Origin of the sequence: Pseudomonas sp. M30-35, from assembly GCF_002163625.1 — a bacterium.
In the GTDB taxonomy this organism is placed as follows: domain Bacteria; phylum Pseudomonadota; class Gammaproteobacteria; order Pseudomonadales; family Pseudomonadaceae; genus Aquipseudomonas.
Genome location: NZ_CP020892.1, coordinates 2,974,442 through 2,995,611, shown reverse-complemented (window position 1 = coordinate 2,995,611; position 21,170 = coordinate 2,974,442). Strand labels below are relative to the sequence as shown.

The window sequence follows — 21,170 nt, the reverse complement described above, 5'->3', positions numbered from 1 at the left end:
TGGCCTGCCTTGAACAACTTCCTTCACTTAAAGTGTTATGGCGTCACAATGTTGAACCAGAAATCGAAGTCATCCATGTAGCTCATCAACTCTTCGAGTTTGCCTTTGTCACCTTCGATTTTGATGTCGCCTGAGCTTTCCGCATCTTTTAGCGTGGTCTGTTTAAGCATCACGCTATTAAGCGTGTCACGCGTCAAGGTAACGGTAGCGTCGGGGTTCTTGGCCTGCATGCCTTCGGTGTGGTTGAGCACACCATTTACCATCTCAAGCGTGTACTTCTGTTTGAGGTCGGTAAAGTCAAGGTTGAGAGTGATGTGCTTATCGGCAACATCAGGCCCTTTCAAGCGCATTGCCAGATAGTCGAAGAACAGGTCCAGATCCATTGCCTTGACGGTGTCGGGACTTGCGGTATCAGGTGTCGGCAGTTGTTGTACGCCATTGCGAAGCTCCTGCGCACCGGTGAGGTAGAAGTTGCGCCATGGGCCGCTCTCAGCTTGATAACCTAACTGTTCCAGCGCATCGGCTTGCATATTTTTTGCCGCTTGATTGTCCGGCTCAGCAAAGACCACATGGTTGACCACCTCGGCTACCCAGCGGAAATCACCTTTGTCGTAATACTCCTTGGCTTTTTTCAGCACAGCATCAGCACCACCCATCATTTCGACGTAACGCTTAGCCTTGTCTGCAGGTGGCAGCTCCCACAATGTGGCGGGGTTGCCAATAAACCAGCCAAGATACAGAACATAAGTGGCTTTGACGTTGTGATTCAGAGAACCGTAGTAGCCGCGGTTTGAGAACTTTGTGGCGATGTTCTTCGGCAGTTTTACCTGCTCCGCGATCTCGGTCATGGTGTAACCCTTGTTCGCTAGGCGCAGGGTTTCATCATTGATGTAACGGTACATATCGCGTTGAAGCGATAACTGCTCGCGCACTTCTTTGTTGCCCCACACCGGCCAGTGGTGCATGGCGTACATAACTTGAACGTCATCGCCCCATAGCTTCAGCGCTTCATTCAGATATTTCGACCAAGCGAGCGGGTCACGAATCTTGGCGCCGCGCAGCGAGTAGGTGTTGTGCAGAGTGTGGGTGGAGTCTTCGGCTGCGTTAAGAGCTTTCTTTTCCTTAATGTAGTAGAGCATTTCAGCTGGCGCTTCACTGCCAGGTGCATACATGAATTCGTAGGTGAGACCGTCGATTACGTGCGTTTCACCAGTTTCCTTGATGATGTCGGTCGGAGGAATAAGCGTTACGGTACCAGCGGATGTTGTGGTTCCTAGCCCAGCGCCTAATTGCCCTTTGGCGTCTGGCGGCAGCAGGTTCCCGTACATGTAACTGGCACGGCGGCTCATTGCTGTTCCCGCCATAACGTTCTCGGCTACAGCGTGTTCAAGGAAACCTAACGGTGCGTAGATCTTAACCTTACCAGCCTTAACGTCTGCCTCATCAACAACGCCGCGCACACCGCCGTAGTGGTCAACGTGGCTGTGCGTGTAGATAACTGCTACCACGGGTTTTTTGGGCCGATGTTTGTAGTAGAGGTCGAGCGCCGCCTTAGCTGTCTCTTGGGAGATCAGTGGGTCGAATATAGTGATGCCATCTTTGCCCTCGACGATGGTCATGTTCGACAAGTCATAGTTACGGACTTGGTAAATGCCGTCGGTGACTTCAAACAGGCCAGAAATGTTGATTAGTTGCGATTGGCGCCACAAGCTTGGGTTGGTTGTGTCCGGCGCGGCTTCACCTTCTTTAATGAAGCCATATTTGCTTGGGTCCCAGATCATATTGCCCTTTTCGCCTTTGATCGGCTCTGCGGGCAGGGGAGCAATGAAACCTTTGTGCGCTAACTCGAAGGAGGTCTTGTCGTCAAATGGCAGCTCTTTGAGCAAGGCATCATTAGCAGCTTTGGTAGCATCCGTTGCGGGCTTAGCTGTTTCTGCTGCCCAGCTTTGACCAGATACTATGATGGATGCTGCAAGCAGAAACGAGGTGCTGACTTTCCAAAACTTGGCTGGAGATGATCTGCTCCCAAGCGTTGCGGTCGATAGAGCATTCAGATTCATTACAAACTCCTTTTGGCTTGATCTGCTGGACCGTAATCACGGCAACTACCAGCAATTTTTTAGGGTGTTTCGTAGAGCAAAATCGCAAAACATCTACGGCTTTATTGAGCCATAGACCCAGTGGAATCTCATCTCTAAAACTGCAACTGCAGACTAGCGTAGCTTCTTGCTGAGCCGAAGCTGCACACAAAATAGTAGTTCTTAATCATAAGCTTACAAGCTGGTTTTAAAAAAAAGAAATCGATGGGGCGGGCTGGGAATCGTGCAGTTGGACAGCCGCGAGTAGTAGCGGCGGCACAATTACTTGAGGGATTGCGATTGGCTGGTGACGACGTTATATCGTTAATAATGGAGGGCAAAAGCTGAATAGCCTGGGCTGGGCTGTCCGCAATTATTCACTGGGACATAAGCGGTCGTGCAGGCCTGTTTATAAAACGAGAAAGGACTCAATTCGCCAGTCGTTGATTTCAATACGAAATGTAGGGGATTGCGCCTCATTGAGCTAGAAACGCGACACCTGCATTGAGCGTAAATCTGGGTGGTGTAAAACTCCTTGGCAGTGTTTGTTCAAGCGGTTCAATCCTGGAGCTAAAGGTCAGAATATGAAAATAAAAACAAAGCTAGCGACGCCATTTTTCTTCTCGTTTCTAATGCTGCAAGGGGCGCAAACCTTTGCGGATGAGGCCGCCAGCCCCCCTTCAAATCTTTTGACCGCCGCAGTCGCGTGGAAGCAAACAGCAGCCGAGTTCGAGGCGCTTTACTATCAGGGCTTCAACGTAGCGAGAATGCACCTTGATCAAGCCCTTCAAGCTCACAAGGACGGTGATCGCCCTTTAGCTATTATCAGCGATCTGGACGATACCGTTCTAAGTAGCATCAGTTATTGGGGCTACATGATCAACTCGGGGAAAGAGTTTTTCGACGACAATGCCTGGGACCAATGGGTTGCTGATAACGGCCCTGTCGCCACACCCGGAGCGCTGGATTTTTTGAACTATGCGCAGTCGAAGGGGGTAGAGATTTTCTATGTCACCAGTCGTGATCAAGGCGAAAACACCTTTAACTACGCCCTGGAAAATCTACGTAAGAACAAACTGCCTTTTGCTGATGAGCAGCACCTGACGGTTTATCGCGACAGTTCCAACAAAGAGCCACGCCAAAAAGAGATTGCCAAAGATTATGAGGTGGTCGTGATGCTCGGCGACAATCTCAATGACTTCAAGCGCAAGTATTACGTTGCTGACGTCAAGCAACGCGAGGAACTAATGACTGAGGATAAAGAGCAGTTCGGTCGTAAGTTCATTCTCTTCCCGAACCCTACCGATGGGCACTGGCTCAAGGCAGTTTTTGGTGACTCCGAACCACCGGCCACGCCGGAAAATCGCGCTAAGTTCAAGGCGGCGGCTAGCTCAACAGCTTGGCAACCTAAGCAGTAGCAGGGCAGAGAGTTGTTCGACTCAGATCCGTATCACGCGCGATAGGGTACGGGTCTTCCACAGAGCCAAACCTTCGCCTGAAATTAGGGCGAAGCGTGGCCGAGAAAGCTTTGAGCATCTTGCTAAAGTTGATCATCAGGCTGAGGTCGCGGGCCAGAATATCGTCGATCGTGGAGCATGATCTTGTCCGTTGCGGCAATTCTCTAGGCTGGGTGTGAGCAGGCAAGCGATAGTGGTGCAGGCGCTAGTTCATGACGTCAATCACTGGTGCATGGAAGTTGCGCTCAGCTTGTACTTAATTAAATGGTGAGTTAAATCTATATATTGTTACGTTTAAATATGGAAATACTCACGTATGCCTAAAAAACCTCACCTGAGCCAGGTCAGCGACTTCGATCTGCGCCTGCTGCGTATTTTCAAGACGGTGGCCGAGAGCGGTAGCTTCACCGCAGCGGAGAGCGCGCTGGGCATCAGTCGATCTGCGATCAGCCTGCATATGAGTGATCTGGAGAAGCGTTTGGGTATGCGCCTATGCCAGCGCGGGCGCGCGGGCTTTGCTTTGACTGACGAGGGGCGTGAGGTTTTGCGTGCTGGTGAATCGGTGCTGGTTGCCATTGAGGGGTTTCGCGGCGAGGTCAATGAAATGCACCAGCAACTGCGTGGAGACCTCAATGTCGGCATCGTCAACAATTTGGTGACCCAGCCCAAGATGCGCATTACCCGGGCTCTCAAGGCTGTGCGTGGCCAGGGCGCGGGCGTTAAGATCAATCTGAGCATGAGTACGCCCGGTGAGATTGAGCGAGGGCTGCTGGATGGCCGCTTGCATGTAGGGGCTCTACCGATGATTTCGCCGTTGTCGGGTTTGGACTACAGCGTGCTCTATGAGGAACGATCGAACCTGTACTGCAGCCACGAACACCCGTTTTTCGGGCGTGCCAGTGAGGTGAGTAATGACGAGTTGAGGTCTGCCGATGCAGTGGTTCCCAGCTACCGCATGACTGCAGAGGCCATCGGCCTCCACCAATTACTCAACTTTGCCGCAACTGCAACCGATCGCGAAGGGATCGCTTTTCTCATCTTGACCGGTAGCTATATCGGCTATCTGCCGGAGCATTACGCCTCGATCTGGGTTGAAAAAGGGTTGATGGCACCTTTGAGCCCCGAGCGACTGTTCTTCGATGCCAAGCTGGCCGTAGCGACCCGCAAAGGGTGTCGGCAGAGCCTTATTCTTGAGCGCTTTCTAGAAGCGTTGCAGCACGCCCTTTAAGCGACTTCTTCTTCCCACCAATTTCTCCTCGAAACGGTCGAGCCATTCTTCGTAATGGGCTCGACCGTTCGGTCATTGTTTTGAAAAAAATCTCCTCAGCGTGTTGACACTCACTTTTACTCAAGTCTAGTCTGTATACAGCGCTGCACACATCGCTGAATGAGTGTCTTATAAAAAGCGCGTAATCGGTTGCTTGTACTTCTGCCAACAAAAACAACGTTATAGGTGAGGTTCACAATGGCTCGGTTTTCCTTTCGCTCAATTCGCAATGTAATCGCCTGCGCTACTGCAATCGGTTCATTGCTCTCTGTAGTGCCCGCTCAGGCGGCGGACTCTCAACTTTGGCAAGGTGTTCAGAAGGCAGGTGTGCTCCGTTGTGGAGCCGCAGTCGCAGCTCCTTATGTGATGCGCGACGTGGCTTCCGGCCAATACAGTGGTTTCTTCGTGGACCTGTGTCGTGACTTCGGTGAAAAGGTGCTGAAGGTCAAGGTTGAGTTTGTTGACACCAGTTGGGACAACATCGTCGCGGGTGTTCAAAGCGACAAGTGGGATCTGGCAATGGCGCTTAACCAGACGCCAGAGCGTGCCTTGGCCGTCGCTTTCTCCACAGAAGCGACTAGCTACGAGATATCGCTCCTTATCAATAAGGAAAATCCCAAGCTGGCGGGTGCCGGTGACTCTGTGGCCGACTATGACAAGGACGGTGTCACCTTTGCAGTGATGTCGGGCACCGCGGCAGACAAGGCTATTTCTGCGGTGGTCAAAAACGCCAAGATCATGCGTTTACCAGGAATGGATGAAACGCGCCTGGCGTTGATGTCGCGTCGGGCGGATGTGTTGGTCGACGCCAGCGACACCAATCACCTGTTCGCTCTCGCAAACCCGGACTGGAGCAAAGAGGTTCTGCCTTCTCCGGCTCTGGCCAAGCAGGGTGTTGCCTTCGGTTTGCGTCGTGATATCAGCTTCGCAGACTTGCAGGTACTGAACATCTACCTGACCCAACGCCGTGCAACGGGCGAAATCGCCGCTCTGGTCGACAAGGCCTCCGTCGAAGTCAACGCCGCTGAAAAATCCTCGCAGTGATTTCCTGATGACTCTCGATAGCGTCCGCTAGCCGGACGCTCTCCTGGAGAACGTTTTATGAAAGTGCCTTATCTGGTGGCTGCCCAGCCACAAGCTGAACTCGTCTGCGATTCAGTCTCTGGTGACTTTATCCAGCTACGCGATGTATGTAAGTCCTATGGTGAAAACCTGGTCGTAATGGATGGGCTTGATCTGGACATGCGCGCCGACGATCGCCTAGTGATCATCGGTCCGAGTGGTAGCGGCAAGAGCTCGCTGCTTCGGGTGCTGATGGGGCTGGAAGGTATCCAGCGCGGGACCATTAACTTTCAGGGCAAACCCTATATCAGCCCAAGCATGGCTCGCGGCAAATCGTTGGATGCGCGCTTGCAGAACCAGATTGGCATGGTGTTTCAGCACTACACCCTGTTTCCGCACATGTCGGTGCTGGGCAACCTGATCCTCGCGCCGGTCAAGGTTCATGGTCTGTCCAAGGCCGAAGCCACAGAGCGTGCTCGTATTTTTCTCGCGCGTCTCGGTCTCGAAGAAAAACTGCACGCCTACCCGAGCCAGTTGTCCGGCGGCCAGAAGCAACGCGTGGCCATTGCTCGTGCCTTGATGCTGGAACCCAAGCTCATGCTGTTCGATGAAGTCACTTCTGCGCTCGATCCGGAAATGGTTATCGAGGTGCAGAACGTGATGCTACAGCTGGCCGAGCAGAAGATGGCCATGATCATCGTCACCCACGACATGCATTTCGCCCGCGATATCGCCACCCGGGTGGTGTTCTGCGCCAACGGCAAGATCGTTGAGCAGGGGCCGCCGGGGCAGATCTTCAAGCAACCCAAGGAAGCCCGGACTCGGGAATTTCTGGAAAAAGTTCTGCACTTGGACTGAGGGGCGACGCCATGAACTATCAATTCGACTTTCATTTCCTAAGTGGCAGCTTGCCTGCCCTCTGGGAGGGCTTGAAGGTAACCCTGGAACTGGCTTTTGTCTCCAACGTGCTGGGTTTGACGCTGGGCTTCGGCCTGTGCCTGCTGACCATGAGCCGCTGGTTCTTTCTGCGCTGGCCAGCCCAGTTGTTCATTGAGTTCTTTCGTTGCACACCGGCGCTGCTGCAGATCGTCTGGTTCTTCTACTGCGTACCGATACTGTTCAATGTCTTTATCGATCCGATCTTCATGGGCTTTCTGGCGCTGGGCCTGAACCTCACTGCATTCAACGCTGAGGCATACCGAGCTGGTGTGCAGACCGTGCCGCGCGAGCATCTGGATGCCTGCGTCGCCTTAGGCCTGCGCCCTTGGCAACGCACCTTGTACGTGGTGTTACCCCAGTCGCTGCGCACTGCGCTGCCGGTACTTATGACCAATGGTATTGGCAGTCTGCAGCAAACAGCATTGGTTGCCATCGTCGCGGTTGGCGACTTGATGTACGTGGGCAAGAGCCTCGCCACTGAAGCTTACCGGCCACTGGAAACCTACTCGCTGATAGCCCTGATCTATTTCGCCATGTCGTTGCCAATCGCTCAACTGGTGAATGCCATCGAGCGGCGTCAGGACGCCGCGACTGCGCGCTGAGGATAACGTCATGATGACCATCGATTTCTCCATCGTTTTTTCCTACTGGCATGTGCTGCTAAAAGGCTTGGGGTTGACTCTTGCCATCACCCTGAGCTGTGCCTTGATTGGCAGTCTGGCGGGTTTCTTGGTCAGCTTGCTGCGCATTTCTAAATTTCGAATCCTGAAATGGCCGACCGCGCTTTATGTGGAGTTCTTCCGCGGCACGCCATTGCTGATCCAACTGTTCTGGGTGTTCTTTTGCTTTCCGGTTGTGCTCGGGGTAAATATTCCGCCGTACGTATCGGTAGTGATTGCGCTGACGCTGTATATGGCTGCAATCACCAGCGAGACCTTTCGCGGCGCCCTGAAGTCAATCGCCAGTGAGCAGCATGACGCCTGCACGGCACTTGGCCTGACCTCGCGGATTAAAGTGTTCTACGTGGTTTTTCCGCAGGCTTTGCTGCGCTCCATTCCGCCGCTGCTATCGAACGTGGTGAGCCTGTTCAAGGAGAGCGCGTTGATCTCTTCGGTAGGGATCGCCGACCTGATGTTCATCGGCCAGAACATATCAAACAGCACGGCGCGCCCAGTGGAGTTTCTCTCCGCCGTTGCCGTCATCTATTTCCTCGTGGCGTTCCCGCTCACTCGTCTGGTCGGTGTGGTCGAGGGCCGTCTACTGCGTCGCTATGCGTACTAACACCCACCTCATTGGAGATATATCCATGCAGCAACTTAAAGGCATTATGCCTGCCCTGGTTACCCCCTTCGACAAAAATGGTGCAGTCGACCACGAACGCCTGGCCGCACTGGTCGAGCATCATCTCAAGGTTGGCGTCAGCGGACTGGTTCCGCTGGGTACTACCGGTGAGTCCTATGCGCTGACCAATGATGAGCGGCGCAAGGTTCTGGCAACCGTGCGCGAGACTGTCGCTGGCCGCGGCCTGTTGATCGCTGGTGCGAATGGTGCCTGCACCCGCGAGGTTATCGAGCAGGTCAAGCAAGCGCGCGACGCGGGCTACAGCAATTTGCTGGTGGCACCGCCGTTTTACTCGCTGCCTACTCAAGAAGAGCTGATCGGTCACTATCAAGCAGTATTGGATGCTGTGCCTGACGTGAATATCGTGCTTTACAACTACCCGGTGCGTACCAATATCGAAGTGGGTTTTAGCGTCCTCGACGCCTTAAAAGATCATGACCGCGTTATCGGTATCAAGGAAAGCAGCGGCAACTTGCTGCGCGCTGTTGAGATTGGAGAGAACTACAAAGGCAAAATCCAGCTTTCCTGCGGTTCGGATGACCAGGCTTTGGACTTCTTCTTGTGGGGTGCGACAAGCTGGATTTGCGCGCCTGCCAACTTTCTTTCCGAGCACATCGTGTCTTTCTATAACAAGTACACCTCGGGCGATTTGGCGGGTGCACAGCAAATCATTCGCTCCATGTTCCCGTTGATGAACAATCTTGAAAGCGGCAAGTTTATTCAGAAGGTCAAGTACGGCTGTGAGTTGGCCGGTTTTGATGTGGGTCATGCGCGCATGCCTCTACAACCTCTTACTGATGATGAGAAAGCAAGATTCCGCAAGGAGCTCGAGTTGCTTCAGGGGTGATCTTGCACCACACCGCCCGATGTGTCGGGCGGTGTGGTGGCTTCAGCGCAAGCACTGTGGAAACGAAAAGCCTTTATTTGCATCAATACCTATGCCTGGATCATGAAGCGCGACAGAGTAAATCTGTCGACCAGTAACGCCGTGACGGGGAAGGATTTACTCTGAAAATTTTGACAATCCCGCGTTTTTTCAAAGAGAGCGTTTTATGAGCGAAGCGCAGTTACCCGTCCCAGAACAAGCAGTTTCTGGCGTAGCAGTTGTAATTGGCGGCGGTATCGTCGGCGTCTGTTGCGCCCTTTACCTGCAACGCGAAGGTTTTCAGGTCACCTTGATCGACCCCGCTGCGCCGGGTGATAGCACGGCCAAGTGGAGCTGCGGCCAGATGGCCGTCAGCGAGGTCATCCCGCTGTCCAAACCGGGCATCCTCAAGAAAATCCCAGCGTGGTTGCTCAATCAGAAGGGTCCGCTGGCGCTACGACCCAGCGCATTGCCTGGAATTTTGCCTTGGTTCCTGCGTTTTATTGCCTGTGCCCGGCACTCGAAAATTGTCGAGATCGCCCAGGCAATGACCACCCTTACCAGCCATGCCTACGAAGACTATGCACCTTTGCTGGAGGCTTGCGCAGACAAATCATTGCTCGGTCAACGCCCGATTATCGAGGTCTTCGACTCCGCCGACGGCATCGTTCATGAGCGACCGCACCTTGAATTGCGTAAGTCCCTGGGTTTTAGGTCTGAAGAGCTGGATTCAGACGATATCGCCGATCTCGAGCCGACACTTGCTGGCAAGTTCAAGCACGGCCTGATTTTCCCGGATTGGCGAGCGGTCAACGATACCGAAGGTTTCATTGCGGCGCTTACCGAGAGCTTTATCAAGCAAGGCGGTGTCCGTGTGCTGGGTGAGGTTAAGCGTATCGTCGAGCTGTCGGGTATCGCTACGGGTGTGGAGCTCAGCAATGGGGCGCGTTATCCCGCCAGTCAAGTCGTGGTAGCTGCCGGTACTGGCTCGCGGAAGTTCTTCGATCAGTTGGGTGTGAATATCCCGCTGGCTGGCATTGCGGGTTATCAGGCGGTGCTGCCCAATCCCGGTGTGGAGTTTCGTCACTCGGTGATCTATGCCGATGGAGGCTTCTGCTTTAGCCCCATGACTCGTGGCCTGCAGATCGGTGGCACGATCGAGTTCGCTGCGGCAAATGCCGAGCCGAATTTCAAACGGGCCGACATCATCCTGGAAAAGGCGAAGAACATCCTGCCGCAGTTGCAAACCGGCGATGTCGAGTACGGGATTGGCTATCGCCCCTTTTTGCCGGACACCAAGCCGGTCATCGACCGTTCGGCGCGCCTGCCCAACGTATTCATGGCCTTCGGTCACGGTCAGCTCGGTCTGACCCTCGGAGCGACCACCGGACGCTTAATCGCCGACCTCGTCGCCGGGCGGCCGACGCCTCAAGATCTCACGCCTTTCAGCGCCAATCGTTTCAGCCTTATTGGAGGTCTCACATGAACTCGTATCACCAGCTTTACATCAACGGCCAATGGCAATCACCGGTTAAAGGGGGCACCTTTGAAACGGTCGATCCGTGCAGTGAAGCCGTGATCACTCAGGTCGCTGCGGCCACTACCGAAGATATCGATCTGGCGGTGAAGGCTGCACGCCAAGCGTTCGACGAGGGGCCTTGGCCACAGATGAGTGGCAGCGAACGCGCTGTCGTGCTGCGCCGGATCGCCCAAGGCATCCGTGACCGCGAACAGGAGTTGGCGGAACTCGAGGTGCGCGACAACGGCAAACCACTGCCAGAAGCCCTGTGGGACATCGGCGACACTGCGGGCTGCTTTGACTTCTACGCCGACCTAGCTGAAGACCTGGACGATCAGCGGGAGCAACCTGTCGCTCTTGCCGATGAACGTTTCACCTCGATTGCGCGAAAAGAGCCGGTCGGCGTAGCCGGGGCGATTATCCCCTGGAACTTCCCGATGCTGATGGCAGCCTGGAAAGTTGCACCGGCGCTGGCGGCCGGGTGTTGCATGGTGCTCAAGCCTTCCGAGCTCACGCCGCTGACCGCCCTTGAACTAGCGCGCATTGCTGATCATGCGGGGCTGCCGGCTGGCGTGCTGAATGTAGTCCCGGGCCTCGGCCCGGATGCCGGGGCACCGCTCAGCGAGCACCCGGGGATCGACAAGCTGGCCTTCACCGGCAGCGTGCCGACCGGCAGCCGGATCATGCAGGCGGCTGCCCGTGATATTAAGAACATCAGCCTGGAGTTGGGCGGCAAGTCACCGTTTATTGTTTTTGCCGACAGCGACATCGATGCGGCCGTCGAGTGGATCATGTTCGGTATTTTCTGGAATCAAGGCGAGGTGTGTTCCGCAACCTCCCGCGTCTTGGTGCAACGTGAGCTGTATGAGCCGCTGCTCAAGCGGCTGGTTGAGGTGACCGAGAAGCTGCGTATCGGTGACGGCATGGAAGAGGGCGTATTGCTGGGGCCGCTGGTTAGCAAGGGCCAGTACGACAAGGTCCTGCAAGCGGTTGCCCGCGGCAGCGAGGAAGGCGCACAACTGCTTTGTGGCGGCGCGCGACCAGCTGGCTTCGACAAGGGCTTCTTTGTACAACCGGCGATCTTCGCCGACGTGCCTGAGGACAGTTGGATCTGGAACGAAGAGATTTTTGGTCCGGTCGTGTGCATTCGCCCATTCGATGATGAGGCTCAGGCTCTGCGTTCGGCCAACGATTCACGCTTCGGTCTGGCTGCTGCGGTCATGTCGAAAGACATGGAACGTTGTGAACGAGTCGCGCGCAAGCTGCGCGCTGGTATTGTCTGGATCAACTGTTCGCAGCCAACCTTCACCGAAGCACCATGGGGCGGCTATAAGCAAAGCGGCATTGGCCGCGAGCTGGGTGAGTGGGGTCTGCACAACTACCTTGAAACCAAGCAGATCACCCGCTACGACAGCGAACAGCCTTGGGGCTGGTACATCAAGTGAGGTAGGCCGTCATGCGTTGGAAGAAAACCCTGCAATTAGTGGATGTTCATTGCGAAGGTGAGATCGGCAAGGTCATCACCGGGGGCGTCGTTGATATCCCCGGCAAGACCATGCTCGACAAGATGAACTACATCAACGAGGTTGACGACAGCCTTCGTCGTTTGGTGATTCTCGAACCCAGAGGCTGCCTGCAGATGTCGGTGAACCTGCTGTTGCCGCCGACCCGACCGGAGGCGCAGGCAGGTTTTATTGTGCTGCAGGCCGACAAGGCTCACCCGATGTCGGGCAGCAACTGCATTTGCGTGGTAACCGCTCTATTGGAGCTGGGCATGCTGACGATGCAAGAGCCGGAGACCACGGTGGTGCTTGATACGCCTGCGGGATTGGTGACCGCCAAGGCCCAGTGCGAGGATGGGCGTTGCTTGAGTGTCTCCCTGGATATGGTTCCTTCTTTCGTTGAGCAGTTGGATGCACCGATTGAGACGGCGCAATTCGGTAGCATCAAGGCCGATATCGCTTTCGGCGGTGTTTACTACGCCCTGATCGATGTTGCCCAGGTCGGGCTGAGCATTGCCCCTGAAAATGCTCGCGAGCTGGCAACCCTCGGGGTAAAGCTTAAAGACATCATCAATCAGCAGGTTCAGGTTGAGCATCCACTGTTCAAGGCGTTGAACGACGTCGCCTATGTGATGTTCCGCAACCGCATTGATGCGCGTACCTATCAGACCTGCACGACCCTTCCGCCCGGACGGGTGGATCGCTCACCTTGCGGCACCGGCAGTTCGGCAAATTTGGCGACGTTGGCTGCTCGTGGCCTGGTCGAGGTCGGCGACCAATTGGTCTCGCGCTCCACCATCAATGGCGAGTTCCAGGTTCAGCTGCTGGGCCGGACCGAGGTTGCGGGTCGGCCAGCAGTGTTGCCGCGGGTAACCGGGCGTGCCTGGATCTACGGTATCCAGCAGTTGGGCGTTGATCCAGACGACCCATTGGCGGCGGGTTTTATGCTGAGTGACACCTGGGGGCCTGCTTTTCCTCAGTGAGCCGACAAACCTGGGCGGGCCAGTCGGCCCGTCCTAACTACCGAGATCCGTGCCATGGACGTAGTGACAACCGAAGCACAAAGCAATGTGCGGCGACATGGCGGCCGCTACATCTACGAAGAGCTACGCAAACAGATCCTGACGCTGAAACTCAAACCGGGCGCGCAGTTGGACGAGGTGTCGCTGGCGGCGCAATTCGACGTGTCTCGCTCGCCAGTGCGCGATGCTCTTGCCCGGTTGGTCAGCGAGGGGCTAGTGACCAGTCTGCCCAACCGCACTTTGTTGGTGACCCCGTTCGAGATCGAGGAATTTCCCAAGTATATTGCTGCATTGGACCTGACCCAGCGCGCTGTCACCCGGCTTGCCGCACTCAACCGCACCGAGCTGGACTTGCAACGTATTCGCCAGGCAAATGCCAGCTATATCGAGGCAATCGAGCACGGCGATTTTCAGGAAATGTCGGAGACGAACAAGGCCTTTCACATGGAAATCGCCAAGGCAGGGCGCAACCCCTATCTCACCCGTTACTACGAGAAGCTGCTGGGGGAGGGCCAGCGCCTGTTGCATCTGCACTTCGACTTTATCGTCAGCTCGCACAGCCTGACCCGTGCCGATCAAGACCACGATCGAATCATCGAAGCTATCGCCAATAGGCTGGCCGATGTGGCTGAAGAGGCTTCACACCAACACACGATACTTTTCCGTGATCGCTTTCTGGAGTTCATGAAGCAAAACCTGACGAAGGGGATTTCGCTGCTTTAGTGATCTGTTATTTGGGGCGTCACTGACAAGGCTTAAGATGTTGTCGGCATGCTGCTTAATCTGAGCATCGTGCGACTCGTGTGTGTTCACTAGAAACTGCTCCGTCGTGGCATTTCCAGCCACAGACGCATGATTTCTGGTTGAGACTTCTAATGCGCGTTGCGCTAGTCTGTAGACCCTGAGGCCGCTAGCCTTTGGGCCATTCAAAGTGATTAGAGAAGAGCAAATGGGTAACGGTGCAGTAGATTCAGGCGGCAGCCGCAGGCATGGCGGACGATATATTTATGAAGAGCTGCGCAAGCAAATTCTCACCCTAAAGCTAAAACCAGGTGAGCCGCTTGATGAGGTTTCGCTGGCTGCTCAGTTTGGTCTGTCTCGCTCGCCTGTGCGTGATGCTCTGGCCCGCCTGTTAACCGAAGGCTTGGTCACCATGCTGCCCAACAGAACCGTGTTGGTGACCCCCTTCGAAATTGAAGAATTCCCTAATTATGTAGCCGCCCTGGACCTCATTCAGCGAGCGGTCACCCGGCTAGCCGCCTTGCAGCGCACTGAAGAGGATTTGCTCAAAATTCGTGCGGCAGAAGAGGCTTATATGGCCTCGATTACCAAGGGCGATTTTCAAGCGATGACGGAGCTCAACAAGGCTCTGCATATGGAGATAGCCCGAGCGGGTAAAAACCCCTATCTCACCAGCTATTATGAAAAATTACTGGGCGAAGGCCAGCGTCTCCTGCATCTTCACTTTGACTTTATAATCAGCAACGCCAGTTCCTCGGGACTAGGACGAGATCATGAGGAAATTGTTGAGGCAATCGCAGAGCATAATGCGGATGCAGCCGAAAGTGCTGCGCATGAGCATACGATGCTGTTCCAGCGTCGCTTTCTAGATTTCATGCAGCAAAATCTAACGTCTCAGATGAACGTTTGAGTGGTGTATCAGGAGCGATTGAAATATTCGGCCGGTCAATAGAAAGCTTTCATTTCGACTCGAAAGCCAGCCCTGCCAAACCACTCGCTGGTTTCCAGACCGGTAGGTACAGGCAGTGGTCGGCCATAAGTTGTCGGTCAGCAGCATAATAATCGTGGCTTGTCCCCGATTGTTACAGCGTCAATGACAGTGAACACTTCCGGCTTTGTTATCCATATGACAACACTTCCCCGGTGGCGAGCTTTTGCGACATCCGCCTCCGTGCTCAACAATCTCCGGGCCGTTTCGTGACATACCACTGCTAGGCGAACTGACTGCCAATGCAGAAAAGCTGGTAGCAAACAGCAAGGTAAAACCAATAGCCAGACTTTTCATTGGGTGATCTCATATTGCTATCATTTGAATAAGTCAAAAGAGCACGAAATCGCACCATGTTCCATCGAAAAGTCACTTTGGGTGACCGGTGGTATTCAAGAAAAACCGTCATGCACCGCTGCTATATCTATCGCCAATATAGGCAAGCATGGCGCTGAATATCAGGGAACGTCTTTTTCTTGAGGGCGATGCAACGGCCAGAATCCATGGCATATCAGGGGGCAACCGCATCATCGTAGACGTCACTCCGATAAGCGCTGGCGGTCTATGCCCCCGGTTGTCTCATTGCCCCTATTACTTCATGCCGCTCTGGCCGAATAGATCAGCCCTCTGTGGGAGTGATTGGCTCTTGCGTGGCTTCAGCCGCAAGTTTCAGTCGGTCAGCCTTGCTAACGTAGGTAGACTTTTTTCGTGGTGCCTTTTTAGCGTTAGCTTTTTTGGCGTGAGCTTCTAGTAGCTGTTTAATTTTTTTACGACGATTCATGGTTTTCTACTTGGCGTGTAATTTTTGAATGATCACAGCTTTATAGTAAACCAGATCAGTTGGCATGCTGCTGCGCCTTATGATTCGTTGACGATATCGTCGACGATTACATGGCTCGCAGCTCGGGAGCATTTTTCGACACGGGCTTGGATGCGGTACACATCGCGCAGCATTTGCGGGGTAATGATCTCTTCGCAGGGGCCGCTGCCTTGGGTTGTACCATCAGCGATTACCAAAACTTGATCTGCGAAACGCAGCGCCTGATTCAGGTCGTGTAGCGCGATGAACACGATCAGCCCGTGTTTACGGGCGAGGTTGCGCATCAGGCTCAATACCTGGACCTGACGCCGCATATCTAACGCACTGGTGGGTTCATCCATCAGCAAGATTTCTGGTTCGCGAATTAGCGTTTGCGCGATGGAGACCAGTTGTTGCTGGCCGCCGCTCAGCGCACCGAGATTGCGCAATGCGAGGTCGGTGATGCCCAGTGACTGCAGGATTTCGTCGATTAAACTCAATTCTCCGTCTGCGACAATCCATCCCGGTGTCATCTGTTTACGTGCCAACAATACCGACTCATACACGGTGAGGCGGGCGCTGCTGGTGGTGATCTGGGGCATGTAGCAAATGCCTTGCTGGCCTTTGTGGCTGTCTTCAAGCAACACTTCGCCAGGGCCATCAACCAGCCCGGTCATGCGTTTGAATAAAGTGGATTTACCGGCCGCGTTAGGTCCCACCACTGCGACCACCTGGCCACCGTGAAACTGCTCCGTGGTGATGTCAGAAATCACTAGATTCTTGCCGTAGCGAGCGCCGAGGTTTTGCAGCCTTAACTTCACCATGACTTGTTTTTTCCACCCAAAATCAACGATATGAAAAACGGCACACCAATCAGTGATGTCACCACGCCGATCGGGAAAATGGCACCGGGGATCAAGGTTTTGCTGATTACCGAACTCAGCGACAGAATCAGCGCGCCGGTTAACAGTGATGCGGGCATGAAGAAGCGTTGGTCTTCGCCAATCAGCATGCGCGCGATGTGCGGGCCGACCAGGCCGATGAAGCCGATAGTGCCTACGAAAGCAACCGGAAACGAGGCCAGCAGGCTGACCATGATCAGTGTCTGGAAACGCAAGCGGCGGACGTTGATACCAAAGCTGGCAGCCTTTTCATCACCCAAGCGCAAGGCGGTCAATGCCCACGCGCGCCTGGCGAACACGGGCAAGGTCAGCAACAGGATCACACTGATAATGGTGACCTTGGTCCAAGTGGCTTTGGTCAGGCTGCCCATGGTCCAGAACACGACGGCGGCAACCGCTTGTTCGGTTGCAAAAAACTGCACCAAAGCCAACAGCGCGTTGAACGTGAACACTAGCCCGATTCCGAGCAACACGATGGTCTCTGCGTTGACGCCCCGGCGCAGGCTCAGTGCATGGATTAACAAGGCCGAGAGCATCGCCATGATGAATGCGTTCAGTGGAACCATATATTGAGCGATCACTGGAAACAGGGCGACCCCAAATGCCAGGCCAAGCGCTGCTCCGAAGCTGGCAGCGGCTGAAATACCCAAAGTGAAAGGGCTGGCCAACGGGTTGTTGAGGATGGTCTGCATTTGCGCGCCAGCCAGCGACAGAGCTGCGCCTACAACCACGGCCATGAGCGCGATGGGCAGGCGGATGTCCCACATCACCACGCGCACTTGGGTTGGAGCACTGTCGGGGAGGAACAGCGCTTGTAGTACTTCCTTCAGGCTGTAGTTAGCGGGTCCTAAGGCGAGGTCGAGAACTACGCTGAGTAACAACAGCAGGCTGAGGGCTCCTAGAATCAAGCGCTTGCGCTGAGTGTGTTGACGGTACTGCGTAGCCTGATAAACCTCGGCTGTGGTGACTGAATTCATGGGGTGTTCGGCTCAGGTTTCAGGCTAACGAAATAGCCCGGCTGGTAAGGCAGAGGCAGAAATTGTTCGTGCAGTTGCCGAAACGATTCGTTTGGGTCCAGGTCTGTAAACAATTCAGGGTGGAACCATTTGGCCATCTGCTGGATGGCTACAAACTGGTATGGGCTGTTATAAAACTGGTGCCAGATGGCATGGAACTCGCCAGTTTGTTGCGCTTTGATGCCGGTGTAGGCCGGACGCTGGGTGTACCACTGTAGTTTTTTGCGGGCCTGCTCCAGGTCGGCTCCGGGGCCTAGTCCGATCCATTTGCCGTTGGGTGCGAAGGCTTGCCAATTGGCGCTGGTGATCACCACTTGGTCGGGGTTGGCGATGATGACTTGTTCGGGGTTCACCTGGCCGAATGTTGTCGGGATCACGTCTTTGGCTATGTTATCCGCACCCGCCATTTCTGCGAATTTCCCGAAGTTTTCGTTACCGAAACTTAAGCAGCAATCTTCGCTGTAGCCGCCGATACGTTCGATGAACACTTTGGGCCGCGCCGGCTGTTTGGCTTTGATCACATCCGTGACGCGAGCGATTTGCTGGGCACGGAAGTCGATGAAGGCTTGTGCACGCTGTTGCTTACCGAACAGTTGGCCAAACAGGCGCATGGTCGGTTCAGTGTTTTCGATGGGGTTGTTGCGAAAGTCCACATAGACCACTGGAATACCCACTGCATCGAGTTTTTCAATGTAGCGGGCATCTTCGGTGGCATGCTGAGCTTCGATATTGAGAATGATCACGTCTGGCTTCTGCGAGATGGCTTGTTCAATGTCGAACGTGCCACTTTCAAACCCGCCAAAGGTCGGAATATTGGCAATCTCGGGGAATGCCTGCAGATACGCCGCATAGGTGTCCGGGTCTGACTGGATCAAGTCTTTGCGCCAGCCAACAATGCGTTGCAATGGGTTTTGCGTGTCGAGTGCGGCAACCAGATACAGCTGACGGCCTTCGCCGAGGATCACTCGTTGTACCGGAAGCTTGACCTGCACCTGACGGCCGAGCAGGTCGGTAACCGTCGTGCGTTGAGCATCCTGCTCATTGGCCGATACCAGCCTTGGCGCTAATGCGATGAGCACTAGCAGCCCGGCGAAAATCAGAGCGGCCAGGCGCTCTTTAACTCGAAATAGCATGTATATACTCCGTGGATTGCAGAACGCCATAACTCAGAAATCTACCGAGGCTGACATCAGCAAAGTGCGGGGTGCGCCCAGCGAGAACGCACTGTATGACGCAACTCCCGACCAGTATTCGCGATCAAATACGTTCTGCACTGTCGCTCTGAACGTTGTCGCTCGATCGGCGATGGTGGTGCTGTAGCGCGCACCCACATCAAAGCGCGTCCAGGCATCCAGCTCCTGAGTATTGGCCTGGTCGACATACTGCTCGCCGGTGTAAATAGCGCCGCCAGTCAGGGTTACACCCTGCACCCACGGGGTATCCCATTCCAGCCAGAGGTTGGCTTGCACTTCGGGTACGCCAACGGGGCGGTTGCCACGGTTGGCAGTGGTGGAGGTATCGGTCAGTTCTGCGTCTATCCAGGTCACACCGCCCAATATCCGAGTGCCTTGGGCGATCTCACCAAAGGTGTTGAACTCTATGCCGCGGTTACGTTGTTTGCCCTGTACCGAATAAACGGTGCCGTTGAGTTCGGCGCTGGGCTTCTTGATCTGGAATGCACTCAAGGTGGTGGAGAAGGTGCCGTAGTCAACTTTCACGCCTACTTCGTTCTGGCGTGAACGGTAAGGCGCGAAAACTTCACCCGCGTTAGATGCGGTGGCGGGTGCGGTATCGCCTTTGGTCAGGCCTTCGATGTAGTTGTAGTACAGCGAGACGTTTTCCCAGGGTTTGACCACAATAGCTGCCAGTGGTGTGGTTGCGCTTTCATCGTATGAAGGGCCAACAGCGGACCCGCCGGAATAGTTGGTTGATTCAATATTCTGGCGGCGCAGGCCGTAGGTGAATTGAACTCGGTCTTCCAGGATTGCCATGGTGTCGGCCAGTGCGACGCCTGACAATTCGGTCTCGGACACTTTCATCACATCAGGAGACGGAATGTGTTGCTTGGGTTGGTCGGTCGGGTGGTAGATGTTGGACGTCATCGGTGTGCCAGTGTTTATTCCCCGAGACAACTTATCGCGGTAGCGAGTGGCTTGCAGTGTCGCCGTATGGCTAACAGGCCCGGTCTCGAAATAAGCACGACCGCCAGCGTCGACGGTATAGCGATCAACTTCGAATTTGTAGTAACCCGGAGTCACTACGGTGTCGCCAGCATCGTTGAGGATTCGCGGGGTCTGGTCTGACAGGCGTGATACGTCTGATTTGCCGCCGCCCGCGTGAGCAAAAACCGTCACCCTGTCGTTCAGGTCGTATTCAGTACCGAGCATGGCCGACTTGTCGCGGGTTTTGGCCCAGCTCCAGTCCTGAGTTGTGTTTTTAGTGCCGTTGGGGGCGGAGGGAACATCCAGGCCTGCTGATATCAGGTAAGGGCGAGCGAGTGCATCGAGCTTTTCTTCTTGGGCGATCAAATCCAGCGTGGCGCGTAGACGGTCGCCTCGGTAGTCAAGGGAAATGGCACCAATGTCGACATCCCGCGACTGATTGTCCTGCACGGTGTCGCCGCCTTGGGTGCTGGCGTTGATACGTACACCGAAACGGTTTTCCTCACCGAAGCGCCGGCTAACATCAATGTGGCCACCGGCCTGGGTGTCTGAACCGTAGGTGGCAGTGAAACGGGTCAGGTCTTGCTCAAGCGAGCGCTTGGGAACGATGTTGATGACGCCACCCACGCCGCTGTTAGGTGACATGCCGTACAGCAGCGCTCCGGGTCCTTTGACCACTTCAATGCGTTCGATGTAATCCGTGAAAACACGATAATTCGGCGTAACACCGTAAACACCATCGAATGCTAGCTCACCCAAATTGCCTTCGCCGATCGGAAAGCCCCGTATATAAAACGAGTCGACCACGCCACCGACTTGGCCGGTAGAACGCACTGAAGAGTCGCGCTCCAGTACATCGGCTACGGTGGTAGCTTGCTGGTCGCGTATGAGCTCGGAGGTGTAATTGGTGACGCTGAAAGGCACGTCCATGATGTCTTTATTGCCCAGAATACCCACGCGTCCACCTCTGGCGACTTGCCCGCCAGGATAGGCGGTCGGCAGGGAGTTGGATTCAGGGCTGGCAATCACGGTGGTGGCTGCCAGTGTTACAACATCAGCCCCGGAGGCAGGTTGCTTGACCAAGGTGTAACTGCCATCTGGGCGCAGAGACATTGCCAGGCCGCTGCCACTCAGTAACCTGGCAGCTGCATCGGCGGCCGAGTAGTTGCCTGATACGCCGGGGCTCATCAGGCCTTCGGTGAGCGCGGGCTCGAATGACAGAGAAATTCCGGTCTCAGCAGCAAAACGCGACAGCGTATGCCCCAGTGGGCCCGCCGGAATGTTGAACACTTTTGCAGGGGATGTGGCCAGCGATTGCATAGGTGCAGCCCAAGTGTTTGCACAACTGCCGACAAGAGCCAGGCTGATGATTGCGCTGCGTACGGCAAGGGTTACTGGGTGGCGCTTGGGCAAGCTGCGTAAAGCTGTCATGGCGGGACAATCCTTTCTGCAAGATGAGGTTTATTGTCCTTATTGCCAGCTCAGATGAGAAAAAGTATCACTTACAAAA

The 21,170-nt window shown here is 54.9% G+C and carries 18 protein-coding genes; 12 read left to right on the top strand and 6 right to left on the bottom strand.

From position 1 onward, the window contains the following. Positions 1-35: 35 nt before the first annotated feature. The gene (locus B9K09_RS13770) at positions 36-2,060 is read right to left on the bottom strand and encodes an alkyl/aryl-sulfatase (RefSeq protein WP_087517356.1); all 2,025 of its coding nucleotides are present in this window, start codon (positions 2,058-2,060) and stop codon (positions 36-38) included. Between the two features lie 602 nt (positions 2,061-2,662). On the opposite strand from B9K09_RS13770, the gene B9K09_RS13765 reads away from it, so the two are divergent. The 12 genes from B9K09_RS13765 (at position 2,663) to B9K09_RS13710 (ending at position 14,703) form a co-directional block, all read left to right on the top strand. Further along, on the top strand, positions 2,663-3,496 hold the full coding sequence (locus B9K09_RS13765) for a 5'-nucleotidase, lipoprotein e(P4) family (protein ID WP_157699391.1): 834 nt from the start codon (positions 2,663-2,665) through the stop codon (positions 3,494-3,496). Between the two features lie 355 nt (positions 3,497-3,851). Beyond that, complete coding sequence (locus B9K09_RS13760) at positions 3,852-4,763, top strand: LysR family transcriptional regulator (protein ID WP_087517355.1); 912 nt, start codon at positions 3,852-3,854, stop codon at positions 4,761-4,763. Between the two features lie 237 nt (positions 4,764-5,000). Beyond that, positions 5,001-5,846 (top strand): transporter substrate-binding domain-containing protein, encoded by an 846-nt coding sequence (locus tag B9K09_RS13755; protein WP_087517354.1) that lies wholly within the window; start codon positions 5,001-5,003, stop codon positions 5,844-5,846. A 57-nt stretch (positions 5,847-5,903) separates the two neighbouring features. Then, positions 5,904-6,722, top strand: a complete 819-nt coding sequence (locus B9K09_RS13750) for an amino acid ABC transporter ATP-binding protein (RefSeq protein WP_087517353.1) — start codon at positions 5,904-5,906, stop codon at positions 6,720-6,722. Between the two features lie 11 nt (positions 6,723-6,733). Continuing rightward, a complete protein-coding gene (locus B9K09_RS13745; RefSeq protein ID WP_087517352.1) occupies positions 6,734-7,405 on the top strand; it encodes an amino acid ABC transporter permease in 672 nt (223 codons plus the stop codon). 10 nt (positions 7,406-7,415) lie between these two features. Continuing rightward, positions 7,416-8,084, top strand: a complete 669-nt coding sequence (locus B9K09_RS13740) for an amino acid ABC transporter permease (RefSeq protein WP_256574023.1) — start codon at positions 7,416-7,418, stop codon at positions 8,082-8,084. Between the two features lie 25 nt (positions 8,085-8,109). Then, positions 8,110-8,991 carry a 4-hydroxy-tetrahydrodipicolinate synthase gene (gene dapA / locus B9K09_RS13735; protein WP_087517351.1) on the top strand — a complete coding sequence of 294 codons (882 nt, stop codon included), beginning with the start codon at positions 8,110-8,112 and terminating at the stop codon, positions 8,989-8,991. Positions 8,992-9,196: 205 nt separating this feature from the next. Then, positions 9,197-10,495 (top strand): FAD-binding oxidoreductase, encoded by a 1,299-nt coding sequence (locus B9K09_RS13730; protein ID WP_087517350.1) that lies wholly within the window; start codon positions 9,197-9,199, stop codon positions 10,493-10,495. Next, the gene (locus B9K09_RS13725) at positions 10,492-11,973 is read left to right on the top strand and encodes an aldehyde dehydrogenase family protein (protein ID WP_087517349.1); all 1,482 of its coding nucleotides are present in this window, start codon (positions 10,492-10,494) and stop codon (positions 11,971-11,973) included. Before B9K09_RS13730 ends, B9K09_RS13725 begins: the two co-directional genes overlap by 4 nt. Before the next feature lie 11 nt (positions 11,974-11,984). Further along, a complete protein-coding gene (locus tag B9K09_RS13720; protein ID WP_087517348.1) occupies positions 11,985-13,013 on the top strand; it encodes a proline racemase family protein in 1,029 nt (342 codons plus the stop codon). 54 nt (positions 13,014-13,067) lie between these two features. Then, complete coding sequence (locus B9K09_RS13715; protein WP_177408666.1) at positions 13,068-13,775, top strand: GntR family transcriptional regulator; 708 nt, start codon at positions 13,068-13,070, stop codon at positions 13,773-13,775. A gap of 226 nt (positions 13,776-14,001) precedes the next feature. Beyond that, positions 14,002-14,703 carry a GntR family transcriptional regulator gene (locus B9K09_RS13710; protein WP_087517347.1) on the top strand — a complete coding sequence of 234 codons (702 nt, stop codon included), beginning with the start codon at positions 14,002-14,004 and terminating at the stop codon, positions 14,701-14,703. 697 nt (positions 14,704-15,400) lie between these two features. Here the strand turns inward: B9K09_RS13710 and B9K09_RS13700 are convergent. The 5 genes from B9K09_RS13700 to B9K09_RS13680 all read right to left on the bottom strand — a co-directional run bounded on the left by B9K09_RS13700 (position 15,401) and on the right by B9K09_RS13680 (position 21,091). Further along, entirely contained in the window at positions 15,401-15,562 is a 162-nt protein-coding gene (locus tag B9K09_RS13700; protein WP_087517345.1) for a DUF2986 domain-containing protein, read from the bottom strand. 77 nt (positions 15,563-15,639) lie between these two features. Continuing rightward, positions 15,640-16,404, bottom strand: coding sequence for an ABC transporter ATP-binding protein (locus B9K09_RS13695; RefSeq protein ID WP_087517344.1), 765 nt, complete (start codon positions 16,402-16,404; stop codon positions 15,640-15,642). Next, positions 16,398-17,459, bottom strand: a complete 1,062-nt coding sequence (locus B9K09_RS13690; protein WP_087517343.1) for an iron ABC transporter permease — start codon at positions 17,457-17,459, stop codon at positions 16,398-16,400. The genes B9K09_RS13695 and B9K09_RS13690 overlap by 7 nt, the downstream gene beginning before the upstream one ends. Next, positions 17,456-18,631, bottom strand: coding sequence for an ABC transporter substrate-binding protein (locus B9K09_RS13685; protein ID WP_087517342.1), 1,176 nt, complete (start codon positions 18,629-18,631; stop codon positions 17,456-17,458). The genes B9K09_RS13690 and B9K09_RS13685 overlap by 4 nt, the downstream gene beginning before the upstream one ends. Positions 18,632-18,664: 33 nt before the next feature. After that, positions 18,665-21,091 carry a TonB-dependent receptor gene (locus tag B9K09_RS13680; protein WP_087517341.1) on the bottom strand — a complete coding sequence of 809 codons (2,427 nt, stop codon included), beginning with the start codon at positions 21,089-21,091 and terminating at the stop codon, positions 18,665-18,667. Between the last annotated feature and the right edge of the window lie 79 nt (positions 21,092-21,170).

What these genes read in the sequence shown, in the direction of transcription:
- B9K09_RS13720 (WP_087517348.1), top strand. Translation starts at nt 11,985, where the DNA reads ATGCGTTGGAAGAAAACCCTGCAATTAGTGGATGTTCATTGCGAAGGT.
- B9K09_RS13700 (WP_087517345.1), bottom strand. Translation starts at nt 15,562, where the DNA reads ATGAATCGTCGTAAAAAAATTAAACAGCTACTAGAAGCTCACGCCAAA.
- B9K09_RS13765 (WP_157699391.1), top strand. Translation starts at nt 2,663, where the DNA reads ATGAAAATAAAAACAAAGCTAGCGACGCCATTTTTCTTCTCGTTTCTA.
- B9K09_RS13755 (WP_087517354.1), top strand. Translation starts at nt 5,001, where the DNA reads ATGGCTCGGTTTTCCTTTCGCTCAATTCGCAATGTAATCGCCTGCGCT.
- B9K09_RS13710 (WP_087517347.1), top strand. Translation starts at nt 14,002, where the DNA reads ATGGGTAACGGTGCAGTAGATTCAGGCGGCAGCCGCAGGCATGGCGGA.
- B9K09_RS13740 (WP_256574023.1), top strand. Translation starts at nt 7,416, where the DNA reads ATGATGACCATCGATTTCTCCATCGTTTTTTCCTACTGGCATGTGCTG.
- B9K09_RS13770 (WP_087517356.1), bottom strand. Translation starts at nt 2,060, where the DNA reads ATGAATCTGAATGCTCTATCGACCGCAACGCTTGGGAGCAGATCATCT.
- B9K09_RS13730 (WP_087517350.1), top strand. Translation starts at nt 9,197, where the DNA reads ATGAGCGAAGCGCAGTTACCCGTCCCAGAACAAGCAGTTTCTGGCGTA.
- B9K09_RS13725 (WP_087517349.1), top strand. Translation starts at nt 10,492, where the DNA reads ATGAACTCGTATCACCAGCTTTACATCAACGGCCAATGGCAATCACCG.
- B9K09_RS13680 (WP_087517341.1), bottom strand. Translation starts at nt 21,091, where the DNA reads ATGACAGCTTTACGCAGCTTGCCCAAGCGCCACCCAGTAACCCTTGCC.
- dapA (WP_087517351.1), top strand. Translation starts at nt 8,110, where the DNA reads ATGCAGCAACTTAAAGGCATTATGCCTGCCCTGGTTACCCCCTTCGAC.
- B9K09_RS13685 (WP_087517342.1), bottom strand. Translation starts at nt 18,631, where the DNA reads ATGCTATTTCGAGTTAAAGAGCGCCTGGCCGCTCTGATTTTCGCCGGG.
- B9K09_RS13690 (WP_087517343.1), bottom strand. Translation starts at nt 17,459, where the DNA reads ATGAATTCAGTCACCACAGCCGAGGTTTATCAGGCTACGCAGTACCGT.
- B9K09_RS13750 (WP_087517353.1), top strand. Translation starts at nt 5,904, where the DNA reads ATGAAAGTGCCTTATCTGGTGGCTGCCCAGCCACAAGCTGAACTCGTC.
- B9K09_RS13695 (WP_087517344.1), bottom strand. Translation starts at nt 16,404, where the DNA reads ATGGTGAAGTTAAGGCTGCAAAACCTCGGCGCTCGCTACGGCAAGAAT.
- B9K09_RS13760 (WP_087517355.1), top strand. Translation starts at nt 3,852, where the DNA reads ATGCCTAAAAAACCTCACCTGAGCCAGGTCAGCGACTTCGATCTGCGC.
- B9K09_RS13745 (WP_087517352.1), top strand. Translation starts at nt 6,734, where the DNA reads ATGAACTATCAATTCGACTTTCATTTCCTAAGTGGCAGCTTGCCTGCC.
- B9K09_RS13715 (WP_177408666.1), top strand. Translation starts at nt 13,068, where the DNA reads ATGGACGTAGTGACAACCGAAGCACAAAGCAATGTGCGGCGACATGGC.